This is a genomic window from Streptococcus sp. Marseille-Q0941, from assembly GCF_943736975.1.
Classification (GTDB): domain Bacteria; phylum Bacillota; class Bacilli; order Lactobacillales; family Streptococcaceae; genus Streptococcus.
The window spans coordinates 1-20,417 of the sequence record NZ_CALSFO010000004.1 but is presented as its reverse complement, the minus strand read 5'-3'; the positions used below and the strand labels follow the sequence as shown (position 1 = coordinate 20,417).

General features: G+C 34.9%; 18 protein-coding genes and 1 pseudogene. 9 read left to right on the top strand and 10 right to left on the bottom strand.

The genetic code is table 11. The features are described 5' to 3' along the window. The first annotated feature begins 12 nt into the window (after positions 1-12). Genes pgfS through NGI26_RS05535 form a run of 3 tightly spaced genes read left to right on the top strand, consistent with a single transcriptional unit; the run spans position 13 to position 6,198 of the window. Positions 13-963 (top strand): glycosyltransferase PgfS, encoded by a 951-nt coding sequence (gene pgfS, locus NGI26_RS05545; protein WP_251937300.1) that lies wholly within the window; start codon positions 13-15, stop codon positions 961-963. Next, a complete protein-coding gene (locus tag NGI26_RS05540; protein ID WP_251937297.1) occupies positions 953-3,580 on the top strand; it encodes a YfhO family protein in 2,628 nt (875 codons plus the stop codon). The genes pgfS and NGI26_RS05540 overlap by 11 nt, the downstream gene beginning before the upstream one ends. A 20-nt stretch (positions 3,581-3,600) precedes the next feature. Beyond that, positions 3,601-6,198, top strand: coding sequence for a YfhO family protein (locus NGI26_RS05535; protein WP_251937293.1), 2,598 nt, complete (start codon positions 3,601-3,603; stop codon positions 6,196-6,198). A 121-nt stretch (positions 6,199-6,319) separates the two neighbouring features. Here the strand turns inward: NGI26_RS05535 and ilvD are convergent, their stop codons facing one another. Further along, entirely contained in the window at positions 6,320-8,023 is a 1,704-nt protein-coding gene (gene ilvD / locus NGI26_RS05530) for a dihydroxy-acid dehydratase (protein ID WP_251937288.1), read from the bottom strand. Between the two features lie 220 nt (positions 8,024-8,243). On the opposite strand from ilvD, the gene rpmF reads away from it, so the two are divergent. The 3 genes from rpmF (at position 8,244) to NGI26_RS05515 (ending at position 9,521) form a co-directional block, all read left to right on the top strand. Beyond that, positions 8,244-8,426: a 50S ribosomal protein L32 gene (gene rpmF, locus NGI26_RS05525; RefSeq protein ID WP_000290417.1), complete on the top strand. Its 183-nt coding sequence runs from the start codon at positions 8,244-8,246 to the stop codon at positions 8,424-8,426. Positions 8,427-8,441: 15 nt separating this feature from the next. Beyond that, positions 8,442-8,591 (top strand): 50S ribosomal protein L33, encoded by a 150-nt coding sequence (gene rpmG / locus NGI26_RS05520; RefSeq protein WP_001265622.1) that lies wholly within the window; start codon positions 8,442-8,444, stop codon positions 8,589-8,591. A gap of 318 nt (positions 8,592-8,909) precedes the next feature. Further along, entirely contained in the window at positions 8,910-9,521 is a 612-nt protein-coding gene (locus NGI26_RS05515) for a hypothetical protein (RefSeq protein WP_251937285.1), read from the top strand. Positions 9,522-10,180: 659 nt separating this feature from the next. Here NGI26_RS05515 and NGI26_RS05510 read toward each other — a convergent pair. From NGI26_RS05510 to NGI26_RS05475, 8 genes are all read right to left on the bottom strand, one after another. After that, complete coding sequence (locus NGI26_RS05510; RefSeq protein WP_251937282.1) at positions 10,181-11,269, bottom strand: glycerol dehydrogenase; 1,089 nt, start codon at positions 11,267-11,269, stop codon at positions 10,181-10,183. An 18-nt stretch (positions 11,270-11,287) separates the two neighbouring features. Further along, complete coding sequence (locus NGI26_RS05505; RefSeq protein WP_251937279.1) at positions 11,288-11,956, bottom strand: fructose-6-phosphate aldolase; 669 nt, start codon at positions 11,954-11,956, stop codon at positions 11,288-11,290. An 18-nt stretch (positions 11,957-11,974) separates the two neighbouring features. Then, the gene (locus tag NGI26_RS05500; protein WP_251937276.1) at positions 11,975-14,413 is read right to left on the bottom strand and encodes a glycyl radical protein; all 2,439 of its coding nucleotides are present in this window, start codon (positions 14,411-14,413) and stop codon (positions 11,975-11,977) included. A gap of 158 nt (positions 14,414-14,571) precedes the next feature. Further along, positions 14,572-15,861 carry a PTS sugar transporter subunit IIC gene (locus NGI26_RS05495; RefSeq protein ID WP_251937272.1) on the bottom strand — a complete coding sequence of 430 codons (1,290 nt, stop codon included), beginning with the start codon at positions 15,859-15,861 and terminating at the stop codon, positions 14,572-14,574. A 16-nt stretch (positions 15,862-15,877) separates the two neighbouring features. After that, positions 15,878-16,186, bottom strand: coding sequence for a PTS sugar transporter subunit IIB (locus tag NGI26_RS05490; RefSeq protein ID WP_251937269.1), 309 nt, complete (start codon positions 16,184-16,186; stop codon positions 15,878-15,880). A 45-nt stretch (positions 16,187-16,231) separates the two neighbouring features. Beyond that, positions 16,232-16,552, bottom strand: a complete 321-nt coding sequence (locus NGI26_RS05485) for a PTS lactose/cellobiose transporter subunit IIA (RefSeq protein ID WP_251937266.1) — start codon at positions 16,550-16,552, stop codon at positions 16,232-16,234. A 205-nt stretch (positions 16,553-16,757) separates the two neighbouring features. Next, the gene (locus NGI26_RS05480) at positions 16,758-17,729 is read right to left on the bottom strand and encodes a sugar-binding transcriptional regulator (RefSeq protein ID WP_251937263.1); all 972 of its coding nucleotides are present in this window, start codon (positions 17,727-17,729) and stop codon (positions 16,758-16,760) included. Between the two features lie 12 nt (positions 17,730-17,741). Beyond that, positions 17,742-18,488: a DeoR/GlpR family DNA-binding transcription regulator gene (locus NGI26_RS05475; protein WP_251937261.1), complete on the bottom strand. Its 747-nt coding sequence runs from the start codon at positions 18,486-18,488 to the stop codon at positions 17,742-17,744. A 121-nt stretch (positions 18,489-18,609) separates the two neighbouring features. Between NGI26_RS05475 and NGI26_RS05470 the strand changes: the two genes are divergently transcribed. Together NGI26_RS05470 and NGI26_RS05465 are read left to right on the top strand one after the other, a co-directional pair. Continuing rightward, entirely contained in the window at positions 18,610-19,386 is a 777-nt protein-coding gene (locus tag NGI26_RS05470; protein ID WP_251937258.1) for a glycyl-radical enzyme activating protein, read from the top strand. A gap of 157 nt (positions 19,387-19,543) precedes the next feature. After that, positions 19,544-19,783, top strand: a pseudogene (locus NGI26_RS05465) (tyrosine-type recombinase/integrase); the annotation flags it as partial. A gap of 191 nt (positions 19,784-19,974) precedes the next feature. Here NGI26_RS05465 and NGI26_RS05460 read toward each other — a convergent pair. Then, positions 19,975-20,160 carry a FanG protein gene (locus NGI26_RS05460; protein ID WP_251937255.1) on the bottom strand — a complete coding sequence of 62 codons (186 nt, stop codon included), beginning with the start codon at positions 20,158-20,160 and terminating at the stop codon, positions 19,975-19,977. A gap of 28 nt (positions 20,161-20,188) precedes the next feature. Between NGI26_RS05460 and NGI26_RS05455 the strand changes: the two genes are divergently transcribed. Continuing rightward, a partial coding sequence (locus NGI26_RS05455; protein ID WP_353505222.1) for a cadmium resistance transporter occupies positions 20,189-20,417 on the top strand: 229 nt, incomplete at its 3' end.

Below are 20,417 nucleotides of genomic sequence, written 5' to 3'. Positions count from 1 at the left end.
GGTAGGATAGATATGAAATTATCTGTAGTAATTCCGTTTTATAACGAAGAGAATATGATTCAGAAAATGTATGATGAATTGGTTAAAGAAATCAATCAAATTACAAAAGCGGAGTTTGAAATTATTTTTATTAATGACGGAAGTAAGGACCGTACTTTTGAACGTATGTTAGCTATCGCAGCTGGCGATTCACGTGTTAAATATATCAGCTTCAGTCGAAATTTCGGGAAAGAAGCTGGAACTATTGCAGGACTTGAATACGCAACAGGAGAAGCAGTTATTCTAATGGATGGAGATTTGCAGCATCCACCAGCTATGCTTCCACAAATGATTGAAGCTTATGAGCAAGGATACGATGTCGTAAGTGCTCGTCGTACACGTACAGGCGAAAAACCTCACCGTACGTTTTTAGCCAAACATTTTTATAAACTTGCTAATAAAATGATGGATATCGAGCTGATGGACGGGGTCTCTGAATTCCGATTGTTTAGCCGTAAAGTTGTAAACGCCATTATATCTATGCAAGAATACAATCGTTTTTCTAAGGGAATTTTTGCCTGGATCGGCTTTAATGAAAAAGTTATCGAATATGAAAACCAAGTACGTACAGTCGGTGAAACAAAATACTCATTGAAGTTCTCATTGAACTATGCGATTCAAGGGATTTTATCATTCAACGATAAACCTCTTCGTATGTGTATTAATTTTGGTTTATTCTGCTTACTAATTTCATTAGTTTATGTACTTTGGACCTTTATCCAATACCTTGTAGAACCGAATTCACTCGTGAGTGGATACTTTACTACAATCTTCTCAGTGGTTCTCTTCGGTGGAATTCAATTGATTTCCATCGGGGTATTAGGAGAATACATCGGTAAGATTTATTACGAAGTGAAGAAACGTCCACATTATCTTATCGATCAAACGAACATAACCGTGAAAGGAGAGCAAAATGACGACTAAGAAAAAAGTCTATCTAGCAAGTTTTATTGCACCTATGGCCATCATGATTGTGGCTTGGGCTATTGATGGCTTCTTTCCTTTCGGGACAAAGTCACTCATGGCAGTTGACTTTAATGCTCAGTATATTGGCTTATATGCCTATTTCAAACATTTATTTTTAAATGGAGATTGGAGTAGTTTCTTTTATTCTTTCTCTAAATCCATTGGAGGTGGGATGTTAGGGATTTGGGGCTTCAACCTGTTGAGTCCATTTAACTTCCTGTTCCTACTATTTCCTGAAGAAAATTTCCAATGGGTGGTTCCAATCGTTATTGCCTTACGTTATGGGGCGATGGGATTAACCATGGCACATTTCTTGGTTAAACGTTATGATGGATTAAAGAACAAAGCCTACTTGGTTCCAATTGTCGCTACTATCTACGCATTAAATGGGTTTAACGTTAGTTATCAAATGAACCCAATTTTCTATGATGGAATGATCATGCTTCCATTAGTTTTAATTGGGGTTGAACAAGTACTAGATAATAAGTCTCCAAGAGGCTATATTGGCATGCTTGCCTTATCTCTCTTTGTACAATTTTACATGGGTTATATGACCTGCATTTTTGTAGTTATTTATGCTTTGTTCTACATTATACGTTCAGAGAACTTCAGAGATAAAAAGGTCATTCTAACAAGAATAGGGAAATTAGCTGCTGCATCTATACTAGCCGTTGGAATAGTATCAGCTGTATTACTCCCAATTCTTATTAGTTTAGTATCAACAAAAGGGGGCTTACAAAGTTCCTTGAGATTTGACTTTAAGTTACAAATCAATCCGTTTGAGATATTAGCAAAACTCTTTTTAGGGGCTTTTGATAATACTTCTTGGCCAGCTGGACCTAACTTGCCGAATATATATGTGGCTAGCTTTGGTTTACTAGGAACACTTTATTACTTTATTTCGAGTAAGATTTCAAAATGGAGTAAAATTGCAGCGAGCTTTGTTCTCGTCGTATTTTTGATTTCTTGTGCTCATGAATTCACAAGTAAGTTGTGGCATATGGGACAAAATCCTGCTGGATTTTTCTATCGTTTCTCATGGATTATTGCTTTCTTCCTAGTTTATTTGGCTTATCTAAGTCTACGAGAAGTGGAAAAATTTACTAAGAGAGAAGCTAGCTTCCTACTGATTAGCGGCGCAGTTATTTTTTCTATTGTACAGTTACAACAACATTCTTTCTTAACAGTTTGGCAACGTCTCGCTACGATTTTGATTTTTGCAATTTTACTTGCAACATTATTCTATCCAAAAGTAAAAAGAACTTGGATGATTATAGCTGCTTTGACTGTGGTTGAGTTAACAGCTAATGCAGCACTTGTTCAATCAAGAGTTGGGTATACAGACGCCTATAAGTATCACGATGCTGTTTTACAATTAAAGGAAGCGATTAATCCAATTAGACCTGACCACAGTGATTTTTACAGAATTAATAAATCATTTAATTTAAGTAAGAATGATCCATTTATGGTGGACTATCCAGGGTTATCGGTCTTCAGTTCCAACTTGGAAAATAGTACGCGTGATTTATTTGACCGTTTAGGAAACAACGGAATTAACGCAACGACCTACTATCAAGGAACTCCGTTCCAAGATGCTCTCTTCTCGGTAAAATATCTAGTGACTCCAAAACCGGTGCTTAAAGAGGACTATCCTGATACATCCAAGCTGTATGTATTCGGAAACATGGTAACGCGTAAAGATATTACGACAAAAGCCCCTGTTTATGAAGCTGCTAGAACAAAGACATTTGAGACAGGTTTGATTTTGCCAATTGCTTACGGTGTTAATGATGAAACGGTGAATGTAAAATTAGAGAATCATCAACCGATTCAAAATCAAAATAAGATTGTACAAGCTATGGGTGCAACGAGCGAAAATTATTTAGCTGTACTCGGAGCAAATGATATGAAACTGGATAATATGGAAGTTGTAGATCCGTCTAAGCCGGAAACCTATAAGCGTATCGATTCTTCAAGGCCAGGCACAATAACCTATCATTTAGTACCTCAATCTGCTGAGGATTATTGGGTAGCAATTCCGCAAAAATTATCTCATACAGATAAAAATAAAGTTCGTGTCATGTTAAATGGCAAAAATTATGAATTCCAAGATAAATTCCAACAAACGCAATTTATTCAAATTGCACATAATTCAGTTGGTCAACCAACAGATTTAGTGATTGAAATTGATTCGGATAATGAATATAATTTATCTGGATTACGCTTAGCTCGTTCTAATAGCGCTCTAGCAAATCGTATCATTCAAGAACGTCAACTACAAGGAATAAAATTAACTTATTGGGATAATCGTAGTTTTAAAGGAACGGTTAATATAACTGATGATAGTACTTGGATGATGACAAGTATTCCATATGAAAAAGGTTGGACTGTTAAAGTAGATGGAAAAGTAGTTGAAACTGCTAAAGTTTGGGATAGCCTGTTGGCATATAAAATTACGCCAGGTGAACATACAATTGAAATGACTTATTTGCCAGATGGCTTTGTTGCAGGTTTTCTAATTTCAATCTTATCAACCTCTCTTTATGGATTTGCGATTTATAAAAAATGGATTTAATTTAGTAGGAGTAGACTATAATGAAAATTTCAAAAATGAAATTAAAATTTAGTTCGCTATTCTTTGTTCCATTTATGGGTATGTTAGGAGTCTTCCTTTGTTTAGGGTTGACTCCCTTTTCACAAAAATCGGTGCATAGTGGGGATTTTCTTTCACAATATTTTCCACTTTATATCGGATTACATAAACTATTTTGGAGCGGTGATTTTAGCGGTCTGTTTTGGTCCTTCTCTAAATCCTTGGGAGGAGCAATGCCAAGTGTATGGGGCTTTAATAGTTTAAGTCCTTTCACTTTTTTATACGTAATTTTTCCAATTTCGACCTTTCATATTTTGAGTTATGTGATTCCACTCATTCGTTTTGGAGTAATGGGAGTGGTGTTTGGATATTTTCTTGAGAAGAAATATCAGGGTATCAGCAAAAATTATTGGCTCTCATTAGGCTTATCTACATCGTATGCACTTAGTGGATTTATTGTTTCTCAGCATTTCAATCCTAACTTTTTGGATAATCTAATTTATGTCCCTTTCATTCTTCTTGGGATTGAAGAAACCGTAGAAGGAAAACGAACGTTTAAATTACCGATTTTCCTTGCAGTCAGCTTGATTACTAATTTCTACACAGGATATATGATGTGCCTTTTTGTAGCACTGTATACATTCTATGCTGTGTTTTCAAAGAAAGCTTCCTTGAAAGACTACCTATTGAAAATTGGTAGGGTTGCTTTGTTTGCAATGATTGGAGTGGGACTTGCAATGTTCTGGCTACTACCAGTATTTGGTGCGTTGGTAGAAAGTAAGGCAAGTGCAGGAAGTACATTTGAATGGTCTTCTAAAATCGTAAATGATCTTATAACTTTTCCTCAAAAATTCATTTTAGGCTCTTTTAGTGAAAAAGAGTGGGGGGATCCCAAAGCCTTACCTCACCTTTTTATTGGAAGTTTAGGCCTCTTTGGACTGTTCGTTTTCTATGTAAAAAAAGAAATTTCTCTTCGTAGTAAATTATCTGCAACATTTATTTTGTTAATCTTACTAGTTTCCTTCAATGTTCAAGGTTTCGATCAAATTTGGCATATGGGACAACGTCCAGTCGGTTTCTATTTTAGAAATTCTTGGATTGCAAATGCCTTTATGTTGGTTTTAGCTTCCGAAAGTCTGATGAAGTGGAAAAATAGCTTTCACTTTAATGAGTTCTTGGTAGCTCTTATAGGTTTTGGGTCAATTTTATTGTTCTCAATGTTTGCTACACTTTCTTATGTAGAAACATCACAGAAAATTCTTGCATTTATTATTTATAGTATCGTTTTATGTGCATTCTTTCTAACAAAGGTAGATTTCTCTCGAAGACTACAAATAGTAACAGGAGTTGTCATTGTAGAATTAATATTAGGCGCATTTATTGGACTGAAAAGAGTACCATTTTTCGTTGATAATTCTAGTTTGATGACTCAAATGGAGTATGCAATTGCTTTTGATGAAGAAGGTTACAGTAGATTAGATCAATTTACACGTATGGAGATGCATAAGGGATTGTCCCATGCCAACTTCCCAATTTCTTATTATTATAATGGAGCCTCTCACTTTACATCGAGTTTAGAGCATACATTGATTGAAGAATTTAGTCACTTAGGACTTCCTGCCTCTCAATCAGTTGTAAACTATACAGGACGAAATATCATTTTAGATTCTATGTTTGGTTTTTCTCGATTTATGATGGGTGGAGATGAGAATAAGGTTTTTGCAGATGTTCGTGGTTTATATACTAAAGAAGGGACACTCAAGAACTTTTATGTGTATCAAAATCCATATGCTCTTTCATTAGGCTATCTGACAAATAAGGATTTTGCAACAAATGTAAGTTTTGAAAAGAACAAACCTGTTAATAATTTAAATCAATTGTTACAAGTTGTGGGGATTTCTGAGAAAGCAGGTCTTAAAGAAGTAAGTGTATCAGAAGCCCATGTTGAAAATTTAACAAAAAATGGTGACAAATATACAATTACTCAAGAAGGTACACCGGTAAAAATTGAATGGCAATTATCTCTTGAACCAAATAAGTTGTACTTTGTTGAAATTCCAGAAAAACAAGCCGGTTCAGTCATTAAGTCAAAAGTGTTGATAGATGGCTTAGGCTATCCCTATGAAAATCGATTCCAAGAAAATCAATTATGGGTGATTGGAAATGGAAACATAAACAAAACACTCAAATTTACAATTGATGAAGGAAAAGCAAAAGAATGGGATCTTCGAGGTTTTAAATTCTATTCAATTGATATACCAATACTCACAAATGCATTGGAACAGTTTAAAAAAGCACATGACATCACCATTGATTCCTATTCAAATTCAACGGTGAAAGCACACGTTAATGTTACAAATAGTGAACAATCCTTTGCAACTTTCACTATTCCATACCATTCAGGTTGGAGTGTAACAGTAGATGGTCAAGCTCAAGAAGTTCAAAAATCTCTTGGTTTCTTTATGGGTGTATCACTAACGGAAGGAGAACACGAGATTGTATGGAGTTATAGCCCACCAGGGTTAAACACTGGAATAGTGCTTTCAATAACTTCTCTTATCGTACTCATTTACTTGTGGAAAAAGCAAAAAACGGAGTAGATGACATACTTTGCTGCTTATTCCAATATAAAAGGATGAAGTTCTTATGAACTTCATCCTTTTTGCGTGCCGAATATATTAGACCGTAATAAGTCAATCCTTTATAGAATAATATAAGAGTTTATTTTTTACCAGATTGTTCCATATTCCAGAAATCTGTAACGGCTCCGCGTGAAGCAGATGATACGATGTGGGCATATTTACCAAGGACACCACGGCTATAGAGTGGGGGCAAGGTTGTTTCTGCCTTACGTTTTTCAAGTTCTTCTTCAGATACAGCCATAGAAATTTCTTTGGTATCTTGGTCAACCGTAACGATATCTCCTGTACGAAGGTAGGCAATTGGTCCGCCATCCTGAGCTTCAGGAGCGATATGTCCAACAACCAGTCCATAAGTACCACCAGAGAATCGTCCGTCTGTCAGGAGGGCAACCTTGTCTCCTTGACCTTTACCAACGATTATTGATGAAAGTGATAGCATCTCAGGCATACCAGGACCACCCTTAGGTCCAACGAAACGAACAACGACTACATCGCCATCAACGATTTCATCTGACAAGACAGCTTGGATAGCATCTTCTTCTGAGTCAAAGACCTTAGCCGGTCCAACGTGACGACGAACCTTCACACCTGACACCTTGGCAACTGCACCGTCAGGAGCAAGATTACCGTTCAAGATGATCAATGGACCATCCGCACGTTTAGGATTTTCAAGTGGCATGATGACTTTTTGGCCTGGAGTAAGATCTGCAAAATCAGCCAAGTTTTCAGCGACAGTCTTACCAGTACATGTGATGCGGTCTCCATGAAGGAATCCATTTGCCAGCAAGTACTTCATAACCGCAGGCACACCACCAACTTCGTAAAGATCTTGGAAGACATACTGACCAGAAGGTTTCAAGTCAGCCAAGTGAGGCACACGTTCTTGGATCGTATTGAAGTCCTCAAGAGATAAGTCAACATTAGCTGCATGGGCAATGGCAAGCAAGTGAAGAGTGGCATTGGTAGAACCACCTAGAGCCATAGTCACTGTAATGGCATCTTCAAAGGCTTCACGAGTCAAGATATCTGAAGGTTTGATACCAAGTTCAAGCATTTTGACAACTGCACGTCCAGCTGCTTCGATGTCTTCTTTCTTATCAGCAGATTCAGCTGGGTGAGAAGAAGAACCTGGCAAACTCATACCTAAAACTTCGATAGCAGTAGCCATAGTGTTGGCAGTATACATACCACCACAACCACCAGGGCCAGGGCAGGCATTACACTCGAGACGTTTTACGTCCTCGGCAGTCATATCACCGTGGTTCCATTTTCCGATACCTTCAAATACAGAAACCAAATCGATGTCTTTGCCATCAAGGTTTCCGGGCGCAATGGTTCCCCCATAGGCGAAAATAGCTGGAATATCCATATTAGCAATGGCAATCATGGAACCAGGCATGTTTTTGTCACAGCCACCGATAGCGACAAAGGCATCCACGTTGTGACCACCCATAGCAGCTTCGATTGAGTCTGCGATGATGTCACGAGATGTCAAAGAGAAGCGCATACCAGGCGTTCCCATGGCAATCCCGTCTGCTACAGTAATGGTTCCAAATTGTACAGGCCAAGCACCAGCAGATTTGACACCTTCTTTAGCCAATTTCCCAAAGTCATGCAAGTGGATATTACATGGTGTGTTTTCAGCCCAAGTGGAAATCACTCCGACAATCGGTGCTTCAAAGTCTTTATCTGTCATTCCAGTCGCACGAAGCATAGCGCGGTTCGGTGATTTGACCATGCTGTCATAAATGCTACTGCGGTGACGTTTATCTAATTCTGTCATTTAAGTCCCTCCCATTTCAGTTTTTACCATTATAGCACAAATTTGACCTGAATAACAGAAGAAAATTTTTAAATTTTCAGACAATTCATCGGTGAACTATAAAAAAATTCATCTTTTTTTGTCAAGTAACTTTACTTTACAAAAAAAATGTGTTATTCTAATATGGTTGATGAAAATCACAAGATTGAATCGAATATACATACTAAAAGGAGAAATCAAAATGGCAGTACCTGCACGTCGCACTTCAAAAGCGAAGAAAAACAAACGTCGTACACACTACAAAGTAACAGCTCCATCTGTAAACTTTGACGAAACTACTGGAGATTACTCACGTTCTCACCGCGTATCACTTAAAGGATACTACAAAGGACGTAAGATCGCTAAAGCTGCATCAGCTGAATAATAGAAGGGAGATACCATGCGCGTAAATATTACACTTGAACACAAAGAATCTGGTGAACGCTTGTACCTTACTTCTAAAAACAAACGTAACACTCCAGACCGTCTTCAATTGAAGAAATACTCACCAAAACTTCGCAAGCACGTTGTGTTTACAGAAGTTAAATAATAGGTCATTACGTTTCAGTAGAGACGAAAAAACCTTGATTTTAGGCGATTCTTGAATTTTTAAATTTCAATGTATTGCAATAAAAATCAACCGAATGACTACATTTTTGACTACATTTTTTGTGAAATAAATTAGATGTTCGGATATATAGAAAACGCTCTAGTCATATTGGCTAGAGCTTTTTTAATTTTAGTTTTTAACTTTCACTAACTAGTCCCCTTCTAGTTCTTTGGATTTCCTGTAACATTAACAACATTAACAACAATAACAATAATAAATATAAGTATACTACTGATATACAGATAGAAAGGAATTACTATGTCTGAAACAAATAAATACCAATGTTGTCTTTACAACAAACATTACCTAGAGCTCCATGAACTAGAAACAGAGTTTTATCAAGACAAGTTTCACACAAGAGAAAAATACAAAGGCAAGTTGCTTTGCCCTGATTGTCACAAGGTACAACTAGCTATAAAAGAAAATAGCAATGGGATTTTCTTGTCAGCATATCCAAAATCAACTCATGACAAGACCTGCGAGTATTTACTATCAGTAGCAAGCAAAAAAGAACTACAAATTTTCTACGAATCAATTAATCCTACCTCAGCTGAACGTATGTTAGAACGTGTCCTGAAAGATGCTCCTTCAAGTCCTATCAAACTTTTAAATCAAAATTCAATTCAAAACGTTAACGAACATTGTCCTTGTGAAAATCCAGATTCAAAGAAAACTATCATTAGAAAATATTTACCTAGAAGATTATTACAATTAAGGGAAATGGAAGAAAAAGACTACCTAGTAATGTACTATGGAAAATGTAAATTATTTCTTGTACAAAACAAATTTAATGACTTTTATTTAAGAATTTTTCGTGATGATGAAAGCAATAAATACCTCTGTAGCCTAAAAATACCGAAAAAAATTTAATTTTTCTTAGAAGAAAAATTAAGATTCATTCCCAACGAAAAAGAATTACAATTAGAAAATTCTAGGAATAAAGTTGTTTCTGCTAAGTTAGCATTTGTTGCTAAAATTGATAAAAATGGTTACTATTACAACGGAGTATTATCCCATTCAAAATTATTAAATTTATTTCCACAGTAAGATAAAATGAATTTATCTATAACAAGGATTCAAATCTCTATGTCTTAAGCGACATATGCCTCGTAAGAAATATAAAACAAGAGGTAATGTTATCTTCAGTAGGCGAGTTAATTTTGTATTAAGTATTGTAAAACATACCTTACAAAAGGAAATTAATAAAAAAACTAGATATAAAATCTATTTATAACATTTAAAACTGATGGACACCTCTTCCAGAAGAGTTTGCATGTGACAGAACATTTTAAAGTTATAAGATAGTAGTCAAAAATGAAGAACTTAATCATGAACATGAACTTGAGTATAGGGTATCCTAACTTTAAAATATGAAATTACAATCAGTAAAGACCAAAGATGGTTGAGATAAAGATGATTAAGGAGCTACAAAACAAAAAAGCCTTGAGTTATACATAACATCAACTCAAGGCATAGTTTTAAATATAAAATCTAACTTTCTATATTTATTAAACTAGTTTATGACCATATTATCTTGAATTTACATATGCATCTACAGCGATAATTGCTTGTGCAACATCTGAAGGCGAAATCTTAAACGGCATCTGATGGATTGTCTCACCCTCCATAGTTGCTTGTTTACCAACTTTTATTAAATCATCATATCCAACTTGATCTAAATGCATTTCTTTTAGAGTTGTTGGCATACCAATTTTTTTGTAAAACTCAATATACTTATCAAGTTCTTCTTTTGGTCTATTTTCCAATAAAAGTTGTACCAAGGTTCCATAAGCTACTTTTTCACCATGTGTTAAATGATGAATGTCACCCGTCAATGCAGTAAAGCCATTATGAATTGCATGCGCCGCAGCCAATCCTCCACTTTCAAAACCTAGACCACTCAATAGAGTATTAGCTTCAACAATGTTTTCTAATGCTTGTGTCACAACTTTAGCTTCACAAGCCGCCATGGCCTGTAAACCATCTGCGAACAGCGTTTCTTCACATTTCTTCGCAATTGCAACTCCAGCCAGCGTTTGTTGTTGTCCTAACATAGTTTTTCCATTTGCCTGCATAACTGCACGCGCCTCAACCCAAGTTGCTAAACCATCTGCAATACCAGACGCTAATAAACGCTTAGGAGCTTGTGAAATAACTTTTGTATCTACCAAAACTAAATCTGGATTTTTAGAATAAAATAGATAATGATCAAATGCACCTTCATCTGTATAAATAACAGATAAAGCAGATACAGGTGCGTCTGTTGATGCAATTGTTGGAGCAATAATAACAGGTTTTTCAATCAAATCTGCAATAGCTTTTGCACTATCAATCGTCTTTCCACCACCAAGCCCGATAATACTATCACAATTTTCTTTCTCAGCTAAGGCAACAACTCGATTGATTTCATTGTCAGAAGCTTCACCATTAAACTGGGCTAGAACAATATGGAAACCATACCTATGTAAGTAATCTTCAAATCGTTTTCCAACAATATCATAAACCAACTTATCGCATAATAGAACAGGACGATTTCCCAAATCCAATATTGATTTGGCATTTTCAAATAAGGCATTTTCCCCTTGAATATATCTAGAAGGGCTAGCGAAAATTCTCATATGTATTTCCTCTCTATACTAAATGGAACGACTATTTTGAATAACAAACCAATCGTCAGAAAAATCATCAACCGCCTTTTTGATAGATGGCATGGCGAAAGCTGATTCAAAAACATCTGCTCCTGCTGTAACAGCATGCGCACCTGCAGCTAAAGCATTATTTACTTGTGCTACATTTTTAAAGGATGCGGCTAAAATCTTACTAGGAGAGTTCTGTCTACCAATAGCAATAGCTAATTGATGAATGACAGAATTTGAATCAATGTTCAGATTTTCCATCCTGTTATAATATGGAGCTAGGTAATCCGCTCCTGCTTCGATAGCTAATAATCCCTGAATAACTGTATAAATAGCTGTTGCAGTGATATGATAGCCCTCTTTTTTTAGTACCTTTATTGCACGTAATCCAGCTGAAGTAACAGGTACTTTGATAAATATTTCATCTCCTGCTTGTCTCCGAATTTCATGAGCATCTTTTAAGATACCTTCAAAATCTTGAGAAATCACCTGAACATGAATAGAGGGTGCAGAGCCAATCAATTCTCTTACATCTTTGATTCGTTCAAAAAAATTAATCGAACCCTCTCTTTTAGCAATAGTGGGATTTGAAGTTACCCCAGCTAGCGGTAAAATTTCAGACCATTTTTTAATCTCATCTAAATTTAATGTGTCAAGCATAAATTCCATAAAAAGAACCTCTTTATTTTACAAAGTATGCTCAGTACGTCCTATAATATCATCTTGGGTTGCCTTAGAAAGAACATTGAAGAATGCAGAGTATCCTGCAACACGAACAATTAAATCTCTGTGTTTTTCAGGATGTTTCTGAGCGTCAATCAACGTCTCTCTAGAAACAACATTGTATTGAATATGGTACCCATGTAAACGATTAAAGAATGTTCGTAACAAAGCAATTAGTTTTAATTTATCTTCTTCTTTGGCTAACGTTTGAGGATTTACTTTCTGATTTAAGAGAACCCCACCTACAATTTCATCTGTTGGTAATTTTGAAACAGATTTTAAAACAGATGTAGGACCGTGTTGATCCATATTATGTGATGGTGAACACCCCTCTGCTAGCGGTGTGCCTGCATTGCGACCATCTGGTGTTGCTAATGTTCCGCGTCCCTGTCCTACGTTGGCTGAGATAGAAGAGGTTCCTGAATAACGAATTCCTCCAATAGGTCCTCTTCCATAACGTGTATTAGGATATTTAGCAATTTCATCAACATAAATGTCATAAGCAGCAGTAACTAATTTATCAGCATAATCATCATCGTTACCGTACTTAGGTGCATCATGAATCAACATTTCTTGAATGGCCTTGCCTTCTTCTCCAGCATAATCTGTTTCTAGTGCATGCCAAAGTTGACTTGGGCTTATACGTTCTTCCTCAAATACCAACTTTTTAATTGCAGCTAATGAATCCGACAAATTTGCAATTCCAACTTGCAAACCTGATATATAATCATATACTGCTCCACCTTCTTTAAGGTGTTTTCCACGACCAATACAATCATCAGTCAATGCTGAACATAGAATATCAGGAACTTCTCGTTCCAATGATAAATCAATAGAATTTTCAACAATAACACTCATTCGTGTCAAATATCTTAGTGTTTTATCCCAAGCATTTTCTAATTCAGAAAAGTTCTTCATATCCTTAAAATGACCAAAGCTTGGTGCAAACCGTTTACCCGAAGCCGGATCAATTCCATCATTCATCGTGATAAGTAGAACCTTAGGGAAGTTCATATAACTCATACCTGTACAACGATATCCCCATTTTCCTGGAACTGCCGTTTCAACACATCCAATGGCACTGTAGTCATAAGCATCATCTTCCATTACTCCCTTTGCAATAAAAGAAGGAATAATAATCTCATCATTATTAAATGCAGGCATACCAAAACCAAGTTTCATCACCTCAATACACTCATTCATGAAACGAGCATCTAAACCTGAATGGTAACGTACAGTTAGATTAGGTTGCGGTAGATGAGTTTGTGCAACTGATTTTAATACCAAATAAGATAATGGGTTAACAGCATCCTTCTTATCTCGAGTCTGTCCACCAATTGTAACATTTTGATATAAAGGACTTCCTGCTGAAGAAAATGTATGTGCTTGACTGCGAACCTTATTAATTGTAATTGTCTTAATCCAAAGATTTGTCAGACGTTCAACAATGCTATCTTCTGTTTCTTTACCACTTTCTAAATCAGCCTTCATATATGGATACATATATTGATCAAAACGGCCGTATGAAAGAGAGTGACCATTAGATTCAATTTGTAAAATACATTGAATAAACCAGACTGATTGAATAGCTTCTGCAAAAGTAGTTGCCGGTTCATATGGGACTCGAGAGCAAATATCTGCAATCTCAAGTAATTCTTTCTTACGTTTAGGATTTGCATTTTCGGCTAAACTTTTAGCAAGATCAACAAAGCGATTTGCATATACTTTAATAGCATCGATTACGATAAATATAGAGTCATAAAAATGATATTTATCAATACTTGCTGGATCTGTTAAATCTAGAGCTGCTTTCGCTTTACGAGCCCGCTCTTCAAACCCTCTTAAACCAAATTGCAAAAGTTTCTGATAATTAACTGCTAAGTGAGCATCTCCAGAATTCATCTTACCTTCCATACCAAAGAATCCTGTTTCCATATAAACAGACACTTCTTCAGGTAGCAATGCACCAGCTCTAGCACGTAAATTATTATTTTCCCAAAACGGAGCAATACTTCTAAGTTGTTCTTTTGTTTCTTCTGTAATATAGAAAACATCTCCATCACGCTTTTCAAAAAGATCCAACTCATTGAGAACAAATTCTAGCGTATATTCTGGAAAAATAGGAGCATCTTTATTGGAAGAAGCTTGATTTCCCGCAATCATAGATTCTTCTTCAATATAGATAGTCATATTTTCCAAGATTTCTTTCAGCATATATGCACGTTTTAGGACATTAGGTTGTTCCTTATATCGATCATAAGCGCGTGTTGCTAGAACCGCTCTCTCAGCATCAATATAAGGTTTTTTATTTAAAACATCTTCTCGATATTTGTTCATCCTTTCAGTAAGGCTGCCAAAATATTCTGTCTTGATTGTTGTTCTTGCTACTTCTGTATTTACCATCGTAAGCACCTTTCTTTCGAAAATATTTTTGTTTCTTTCGAAAATATAATACCTAATTTTTTAGAGAATTTCAAGCTTTTAACTAGAAAAACTTTAACTCCCTAATTTTTAGCACAAATGTGTGTTTAATGATAATACACAAATGTTTTTTACATTTATCAAACTTCATTCTGATACGCTAAACGATCCTGTACTTTAAAGAATGGGAAATAAACCAATGTAGACATCGCTAATATCACCAGCTGAGTAATAACTCCTTGCCATCCACCAACCATAAATCCAGATATAATAGCTGGGGTACTCCAAGGTAATGTGACCCCTGAAAATGGTTGCATAAAACCTGTTGCAATAGCTCCATATACTATAACAGCTGCAAGTACAGGAACAAGAATGAAAGGTATAAACATAACTGGATTCATAACAATTGGAAATCCAAATACAACTGGCTCATTTACGTTAAATATTGCTGGAAAAGCTGCTACTTTCCCTAACGCTTGGTACTGTTTCGATTTTGCTGCAAAAAGCATCGCAACTACAAGACCAAACGTAATCCCTGAGCCAGATAGAATTAAAAATGAATCTAAAAACTGTTGAGTAACAATATGTGCTCCATTTTCTAATGATAGATTACCAGAGGCTAGCATAGCTTTATTAGCATCAAGATTAGATAAAAGCAGAGCTGTCACTACTCCATTTACTACCGATTGTCCATGAACACCAAACCACCACAAAAATGATATGAAGAATGCAATTCCAATCGCACCATACAACGATCCAGTTAAACCTTGCAATGGAACTTGAATAGCAGAATAAATCATTTCTATGAATGTTCCGCCATTAGTCAGTGACTTCGCTAAAATATATACAATCATAGAAAATAAGAAAATTACAAATGCTGGAATCATTGCTTCAAACTGTTTCGCAATAGCTTGTGGAACTTGTTCTGGCATCTTAATAACAATTTTTCTCTTTATAAAGAAGGTATAAATACTTCCTACTACCAAACCTATAATGATAGCACCAATAATCCCTTGACCTCCAAACCAAACTTTACTAATAGCGTCCCCAATCGCCTCACCTTGTTTAGGGATATAAGATGATCTTAGCAAAATAAAGAATGCAGATACAGATAGAACCCCCGCTGGTAAAGCCTCTACTCCGCTATTCTTAGCATAAGAATAGGCAATTGAAAAACAAGAAATTAGACCCATAATAGCAAAAGTTCCTGAATATACTTGCATAAACGGCTCTGTCCAATTAGCTCCAAAAACACTAGCAATACTCTTATTTAATCCTTCAAACGGCAATTGTCCCATAATCAAGAATAAACTACCAACTACTGTCAATGGCAAAATTGCTAACATACCATCTTTTAGAGCAATAATGCCACGCATATTAACAAACTTCATCATCGGTGCAATAATCTTTTGAACATCTATCTTTGCCATAACAAATCTCCTTTTCTTACCCACTAATTAAAGATAGGGCTAAATCTAATACTTTTTTCCCATCTAACATACCATAGTCCATCATCGGAATAACTGCTATCGGAATATTAAACTTATCACAAATTTCTTTTGATTTATCTAATGTATAAGCAACTTGTGGACCCAATAGTGCAACATCTATATTTGACGCATAATCAGCTAATTTGGACTGAGAAAACGCCTCTATTTCTGCTTCAACTCCACTAGATTGCGCTGCAATTTTCATATTATTCACAAGCATACCGGTAGAAAATCCTGCCGCACAAAACAAACCAATCTTCACCATTCTATTTTCCTCCTCTATGTTAATAACGATGATAATACTCTAGTATTATTTTTCATGAAGTTCTTTTCTTAAACTAATAATTTCTTTGATTAAATTAATCTCCGTCATACTAGTCATAAGATGATCTTGTGAATGGACAAAGAGAGCAGAAATTTCTGTCTTTGTACCAGATGCTTCCTGTGCTAAAAATTTTGTTTGTAGATTATGGGCTTCTAATAAGGCTGCATCAGCTAACTGGATTTCTTCTTCACACCGTTCACATGTCCCGTTTTTGATATATTCTAATGCTTTATATATATGTTGTTTCGCATCACCAGCATATAAAATTAAACCCATGATAATTTGATCTGGAACGATAATTTCCATAAACTCCTCCTCATTTCACTATGTAAAAAGCTTTTTTCATTTGAAATTTTAAAATTTTCTTTTGCAACTCTAGAATACAACTACATGAAAAACTTGTCAATCAAAAAACAACATATAGACTACTTTTATTTATTCAAGCACAAATGTGCATGTGTCAAAAAATAAAAAATGATAAACTGATATCAGTCTATCATTTTCACTCACATCAAATATTTCGAAAAGTAAAATCACCATCTTCTTCCAAAACTTTTAAAATTGTATTTTTATCTGTAATCAAATGATTTACTAAAGTAGCACGTAAAACAGAAAGAATCGCAGATACCTTGGTATCACCGTAAGCAACAGCTAAACTTTTAGGAATATTTTTTATAGCTTCCAAAGAGATTGCTATCGTTCTTTCCTGTAAGTTTTCATAGACTTCTTTACCTTTTGAATCAAAAAATCGACAACAAATTTCTCCTACAGTTTTAACTTCTGTCAATTCTTTAAAGTCATCCTCTGTAAGCATGTCTAACCATTGATGTTTTCCTCTATTACTAAAATCACCAATCCCGACCACAGCTATATCTAAATCTTTCCAACTATTTTTCAAATCTTCAAAATATCTTGATTGCAAAATACCATCTGCTAACAATTTACTTTCTTGCACAATCGTTGCATTCATAAATGTACACTCTCCATGAAATTTTCGAGACATTTCATAAATCAGTGTATTCACATGGTATTTAGCGTGTATGTGACTAGGACCACCTGCTAGAGGATAGAAGTGAACATTTCGGACACTTTTGCTGTGAATTAAATCTACTAAATTACTTAAACTTTTCCCCCAAGAAAAGCCAATTTTCATGTTATCATCAATTAGATTCCTAAGAACACCTGCTGCAACTTGAGAAACTCTTTTAGATAAAATTGTTGGAGTATCATCAAATTCATTTGGAATAATTTCTAAACTTTCCAGACTATATTTTTCTTTTACATAATTTTCCAACTTAAACATATTTGTATCAAAATTCTCTATTTCAATTTTAACAATACCTGCATTCCTTGCTTCTGTTAACATTCTACTAATAGAGGTTCTATAAATTCCTAATTTTGCTGCTATTTGTGACTGATTTAAGTTTTCAATATAATACAGATAAGCAATTTTAGAAAGCAGTTTATTCCTATCTTGATTCATATACTTAACCTCTTACGAAACCACCTTAACCATTATCCCAGCATTTTCTAATGTAGCTATATTTTGTTTAGAAAGTTTTTCGTCTGTTATTACTTCATAGACTTGACTTAAAGCAAATCTTCTTACTGTACCCCTTTTATCAAATTTACTTGAGTCAGTTAGAACAATGACTTTATCCGACGTTGCTGAAATATATTGAACTACCTCACTGCGCATTAAATCTTTTCCTGTAAAGCCTATCTCTTTATCGTAACCATCTGTCCCAACAAAAGCTTGACGCACATGAAAAGTCTGTATCATTTCTTTTAATAAAGGTCCTACAGTCACCTGTGAATCTTTCTGAAACTCGCCACCAAGAACAATAACACGACATGAATCATAACCTCTCACAAAATTTGCTATAAAAAATGAATTTGTTACAATAGTGACATTTCTTTTTTGCTTGCAAATTTCCTCAGCAAGTAAAGCACAGGTTGAGCCAGATTCTATCATTATTGTTTCATTATCTGACACCAATTTAACTGCTTCTTGAACAATTTTTCTCTTAATTTCATAATTAATTGACAAACGTACGTTTAGATCATCTCCACTATTTAATACAGCATATCCATGCTCTCTGTGTAATAAGCCTTTTGACTCTAATTTATCTAAATCTTTTCTAATCGTTACTTTCGATACATTTAATTTTTCCGATAATGTATTAACATCAATCTTTTCATATTCTGATACTAATTTAATAATTTGTTCCAATCTTTTCATTTTACACCTCCGTTTTATTCTACCAAAAAAAATAGCAAAAAACAACAAATTAAACTTTCGTTCGTAATTGTTTTTCTTTCGTTTTTGTGATACGATAGAATTATGAAGAGGAGGAACTATTATGGAAGTATCTAAAGGAATTATTTTTAATATTCAACACTTTTCAATTCATGACGGTCCAGGCATTCGTACAACTGTTTTTTTAAAAGGATGTCCTCTGTGCTGCCCATGGTGTTCTAATCCTGAATCTCAAAGAATGAAACCTGAAAAAATGAAAGATGCTCAACGTGAGAAGTTCACTTTAGTCGGTGAAGAAAAAACTGTAGAAGAAATTATTACAGAGGTATTAAAAGACAAAGAATTTTACGAAGAATCCGGTGGAGGTTTAACTTTATCTGGAGGTGAAATATTTGCTCAGTTTGAATTTGCTAAAGCTATCTTAAAATCAGCTAAAGAGCATCACATACATACAGCAATTGAAACTACTGCCTTTGTTGATCATGAAAAATTTATTGATTTAATCCAATATGTAGATTTTATCTACACCGACTTAAAACATTATAATTCTATAAAACATAAAAAAGTGACCGGGGTCTTTAATCAAATGATTATTAAAAACATTCATTATGCTTTTTCTCACAATAAAACTATCGTTTTAAGAATCCCTGTTATTCCTGATTTTAATAATAGTTTAGAGGATGCAGAAGAATTCGCTACTCTATTTAACTCATTAAATATCGACCAAGTTCAACTACTACCTTTTCATCAATTTGGTGAAAACAAATATCGTTTATTAAATCGGAAATATGAAATGGATGGAGTTGGCGCACTTCATCCTGAAGATCTCATTGATTATCAAAAGGTATTTCTGAACCATCATATTAATTGCTATTTCTAGTCTATCTCCTTGAACTGCTCTAGCTATTTGCATATAGCAAGCATAGCATTACACTTTAGTTTCCCCATCAAAAACAGCCGAAAGGATTACCCTCGGCTGTTTTAATTTCCTGAATTTATATTATATCTGTTAACTCTCTCATTAGTTGCGTTAATTCAAAACAACGCTTAAAAAGCGTTTGACTGAGCTTGAACTACCAAACTATGGTTTTCACCTTTTCCGTCATACACATGCTTCTTTAATGCTGAATGCTGGTGCGAACTGGAAAGAACTCCAGACAAGAATGGGCCATAAATCGATTAAAACGACAATGGACACTTACGCTGAATTGGCACCGAAAAAGAAAGCAGAAGCAGTTGAAATCTACCTCAAAGAAATTGCGAAATTGACGGCATAGCAAAATGACTACATTTATGACTACATTTTCTATAGAACAATCTAAAAATGTTGACATAACGGCGTTTAAAGGGTGCTAAAATAACATTCACAACCTTTACTGAGGTTAAGTAAGCATTCAATACGAATCAATATAGAAGAAAAACGCTGATTTTAAGCGTTTTTTCTTTTTTTCGATTTCAATACATTCCACTATATTTCAGTCCAAACTCTACCTTTTTCTCTACCTTTTTTAGATAAATATATCATCTGGATATTGAAGTTAAGCCCTGCTATCATTTCGATGACAGGGCTTTTTAATGTTTGGTACACTACCTTCTTATCTATATTTTGATGGAGCTGAAGTTGACATCTACAAAGTTTAATGTTAAAATTCATTCAAAAATATATTTGAATGAGGTGTTTTATGATTCAAAATGTTGTTACTTCAATAATCCTGTATTCTGGGACAGCCGTAGACTTACTTATTATCCTAATGTTATTTTTTGCCAAAAGAAAAAGCAGAAAAGACATCATTAACATCTATTTAGGACAATTTCTAGGCTCTGTTAGTCTAATATTGCTAAGTTTACTTTTTGCATTTGTCTTAAATTATATTCCTAGTAAAGAGATTTTAGGTTTGCTCGGTTTGATTC

What these genes read in the sequence shown, in the direction of transcription:
- NGI26_RS05495 (WP_251937272.1), bottom strand. Translation starts at nt 15,861, where the DNA reads ATGGCAAAGATAGATGTTCAAAAGATTATTGCACCGATGATGAAGTTT.
- pgfS (WP_251937300.1), top strand. Translation starts at nt 13, where the DNA reads ATGAAATTATCTGTAGTAATTCCGTTTTATAACGAAGAGAATATGATT.
- NGI26_RS05480 (WP_251937263.1), bottom strand. Translation starts at nt 17,729, where the DNA reads ATGAATCAAGATAGGAATAAACTGCTTTCTAAAATTGCTTATCTGTAT.
- NGI26_RS05540 (WP_251937297.1), top strand. Translation starts at nt 953, where the DNA reads ATGACGACTAAGAAAAAAGTCTATCTAGCAAGTTTTATTGCACCTATG.
- NGI26_RS05470 (WP_251937258.1), top strand. Translation starts at nt 18,610, where the DNA reads ATGGAAGTATCTAAAGGAATTATTTTTAATATTCAACACTTTTCAATT.
- rpmG (WP_001265622.1), top strand. Translation starts at nt 8,442, where the DNA reads ATGCGCGTAAATATTACACTTGAACACAAAGAATCTGGTGAACGCTTG.
- NGI26_RS05460 (WP_251937255.1), bottom strand. Translation starts at nt 20,160, where the DNA reads ATGAATTTTAACATTAAACTTTGTAGATGTCAACTTCAGCTCCATCAA.
- NGI26_RS05535 (WP_251937293.1), top strand. Translation starts at nt 3,601, where the DNA reads ATGAAAATTTCAAAAATGAAATTAAAATTTAGTTCGCTATTCTTTGTT.
- rpmF (WP_000290417.1), top strand. Translation starts at nt 8,244, where the DNA reads ATGGCAGTACCTGCACGTCGCACTTCAAAAGCGAAGAAAAACAAACGT.
- NGI26_RS05510 (WP_251937282.1), bottom strand. Translation starts at nt 11,269, where the DNA reads ATGAGAATTTTCGCTAGCCCTTCTAGATATATTCAAGGGGAAAATGCC.
- NGI26_RS05485 (WP_251937266.1), bottom strand. Translation starts at nt 16,552, where the DNA reads ATGGAAATTATCGTTCCAGATCAAATTATCATGGGTTTAATTTTATAT.
- NGI26_RS05515 (WP_251937285.1), top strand. Translation starts at nt 8,910, where the DNA reads ATGTCTGAAACAAATAAATACCAATGTTGTCTTTACAACAAACATTAC.
- NGI26_RS05505 (WP_251937279.1), bottom strand. Translation starts at nt 11,956, where the DNA reads ATGGAATTTATGCTTGACACATTAAATTTAGATGAGATTAAAAAATGG.
- ilvD (WP_251937288.1), bottom strand. Translation starts at nt 8,023, where the DNA reads ATGACAGAATTAGATAAACGTCACCGCAGTAGCATTTATGACAGCATG.
- NGI26_RS05490 (WP_251937269.1), bottom strand. Translation starts at nt 16,186, where the DNA reads ATGGTGAAGATTGGTTTGTTTTGTGCGGCAGGATTTTCTACCGGTATG.
- NGI26_RS05475 (WP_251937261.1), bottom strand. Translation starts at nt 18,488, where the DNA reads ATGAAAAGATTGGAACAAATTATTAAATTAGTATCAGAATATGAAAAG.
- NGI26_RS05500 (WP_251937276.1), bottom strand. Translation starts at nt 14,413, where the DNA reads ATGGTAAATACAGAAGTAGCAAGAACAACAATCAAGACAGAATATTTT.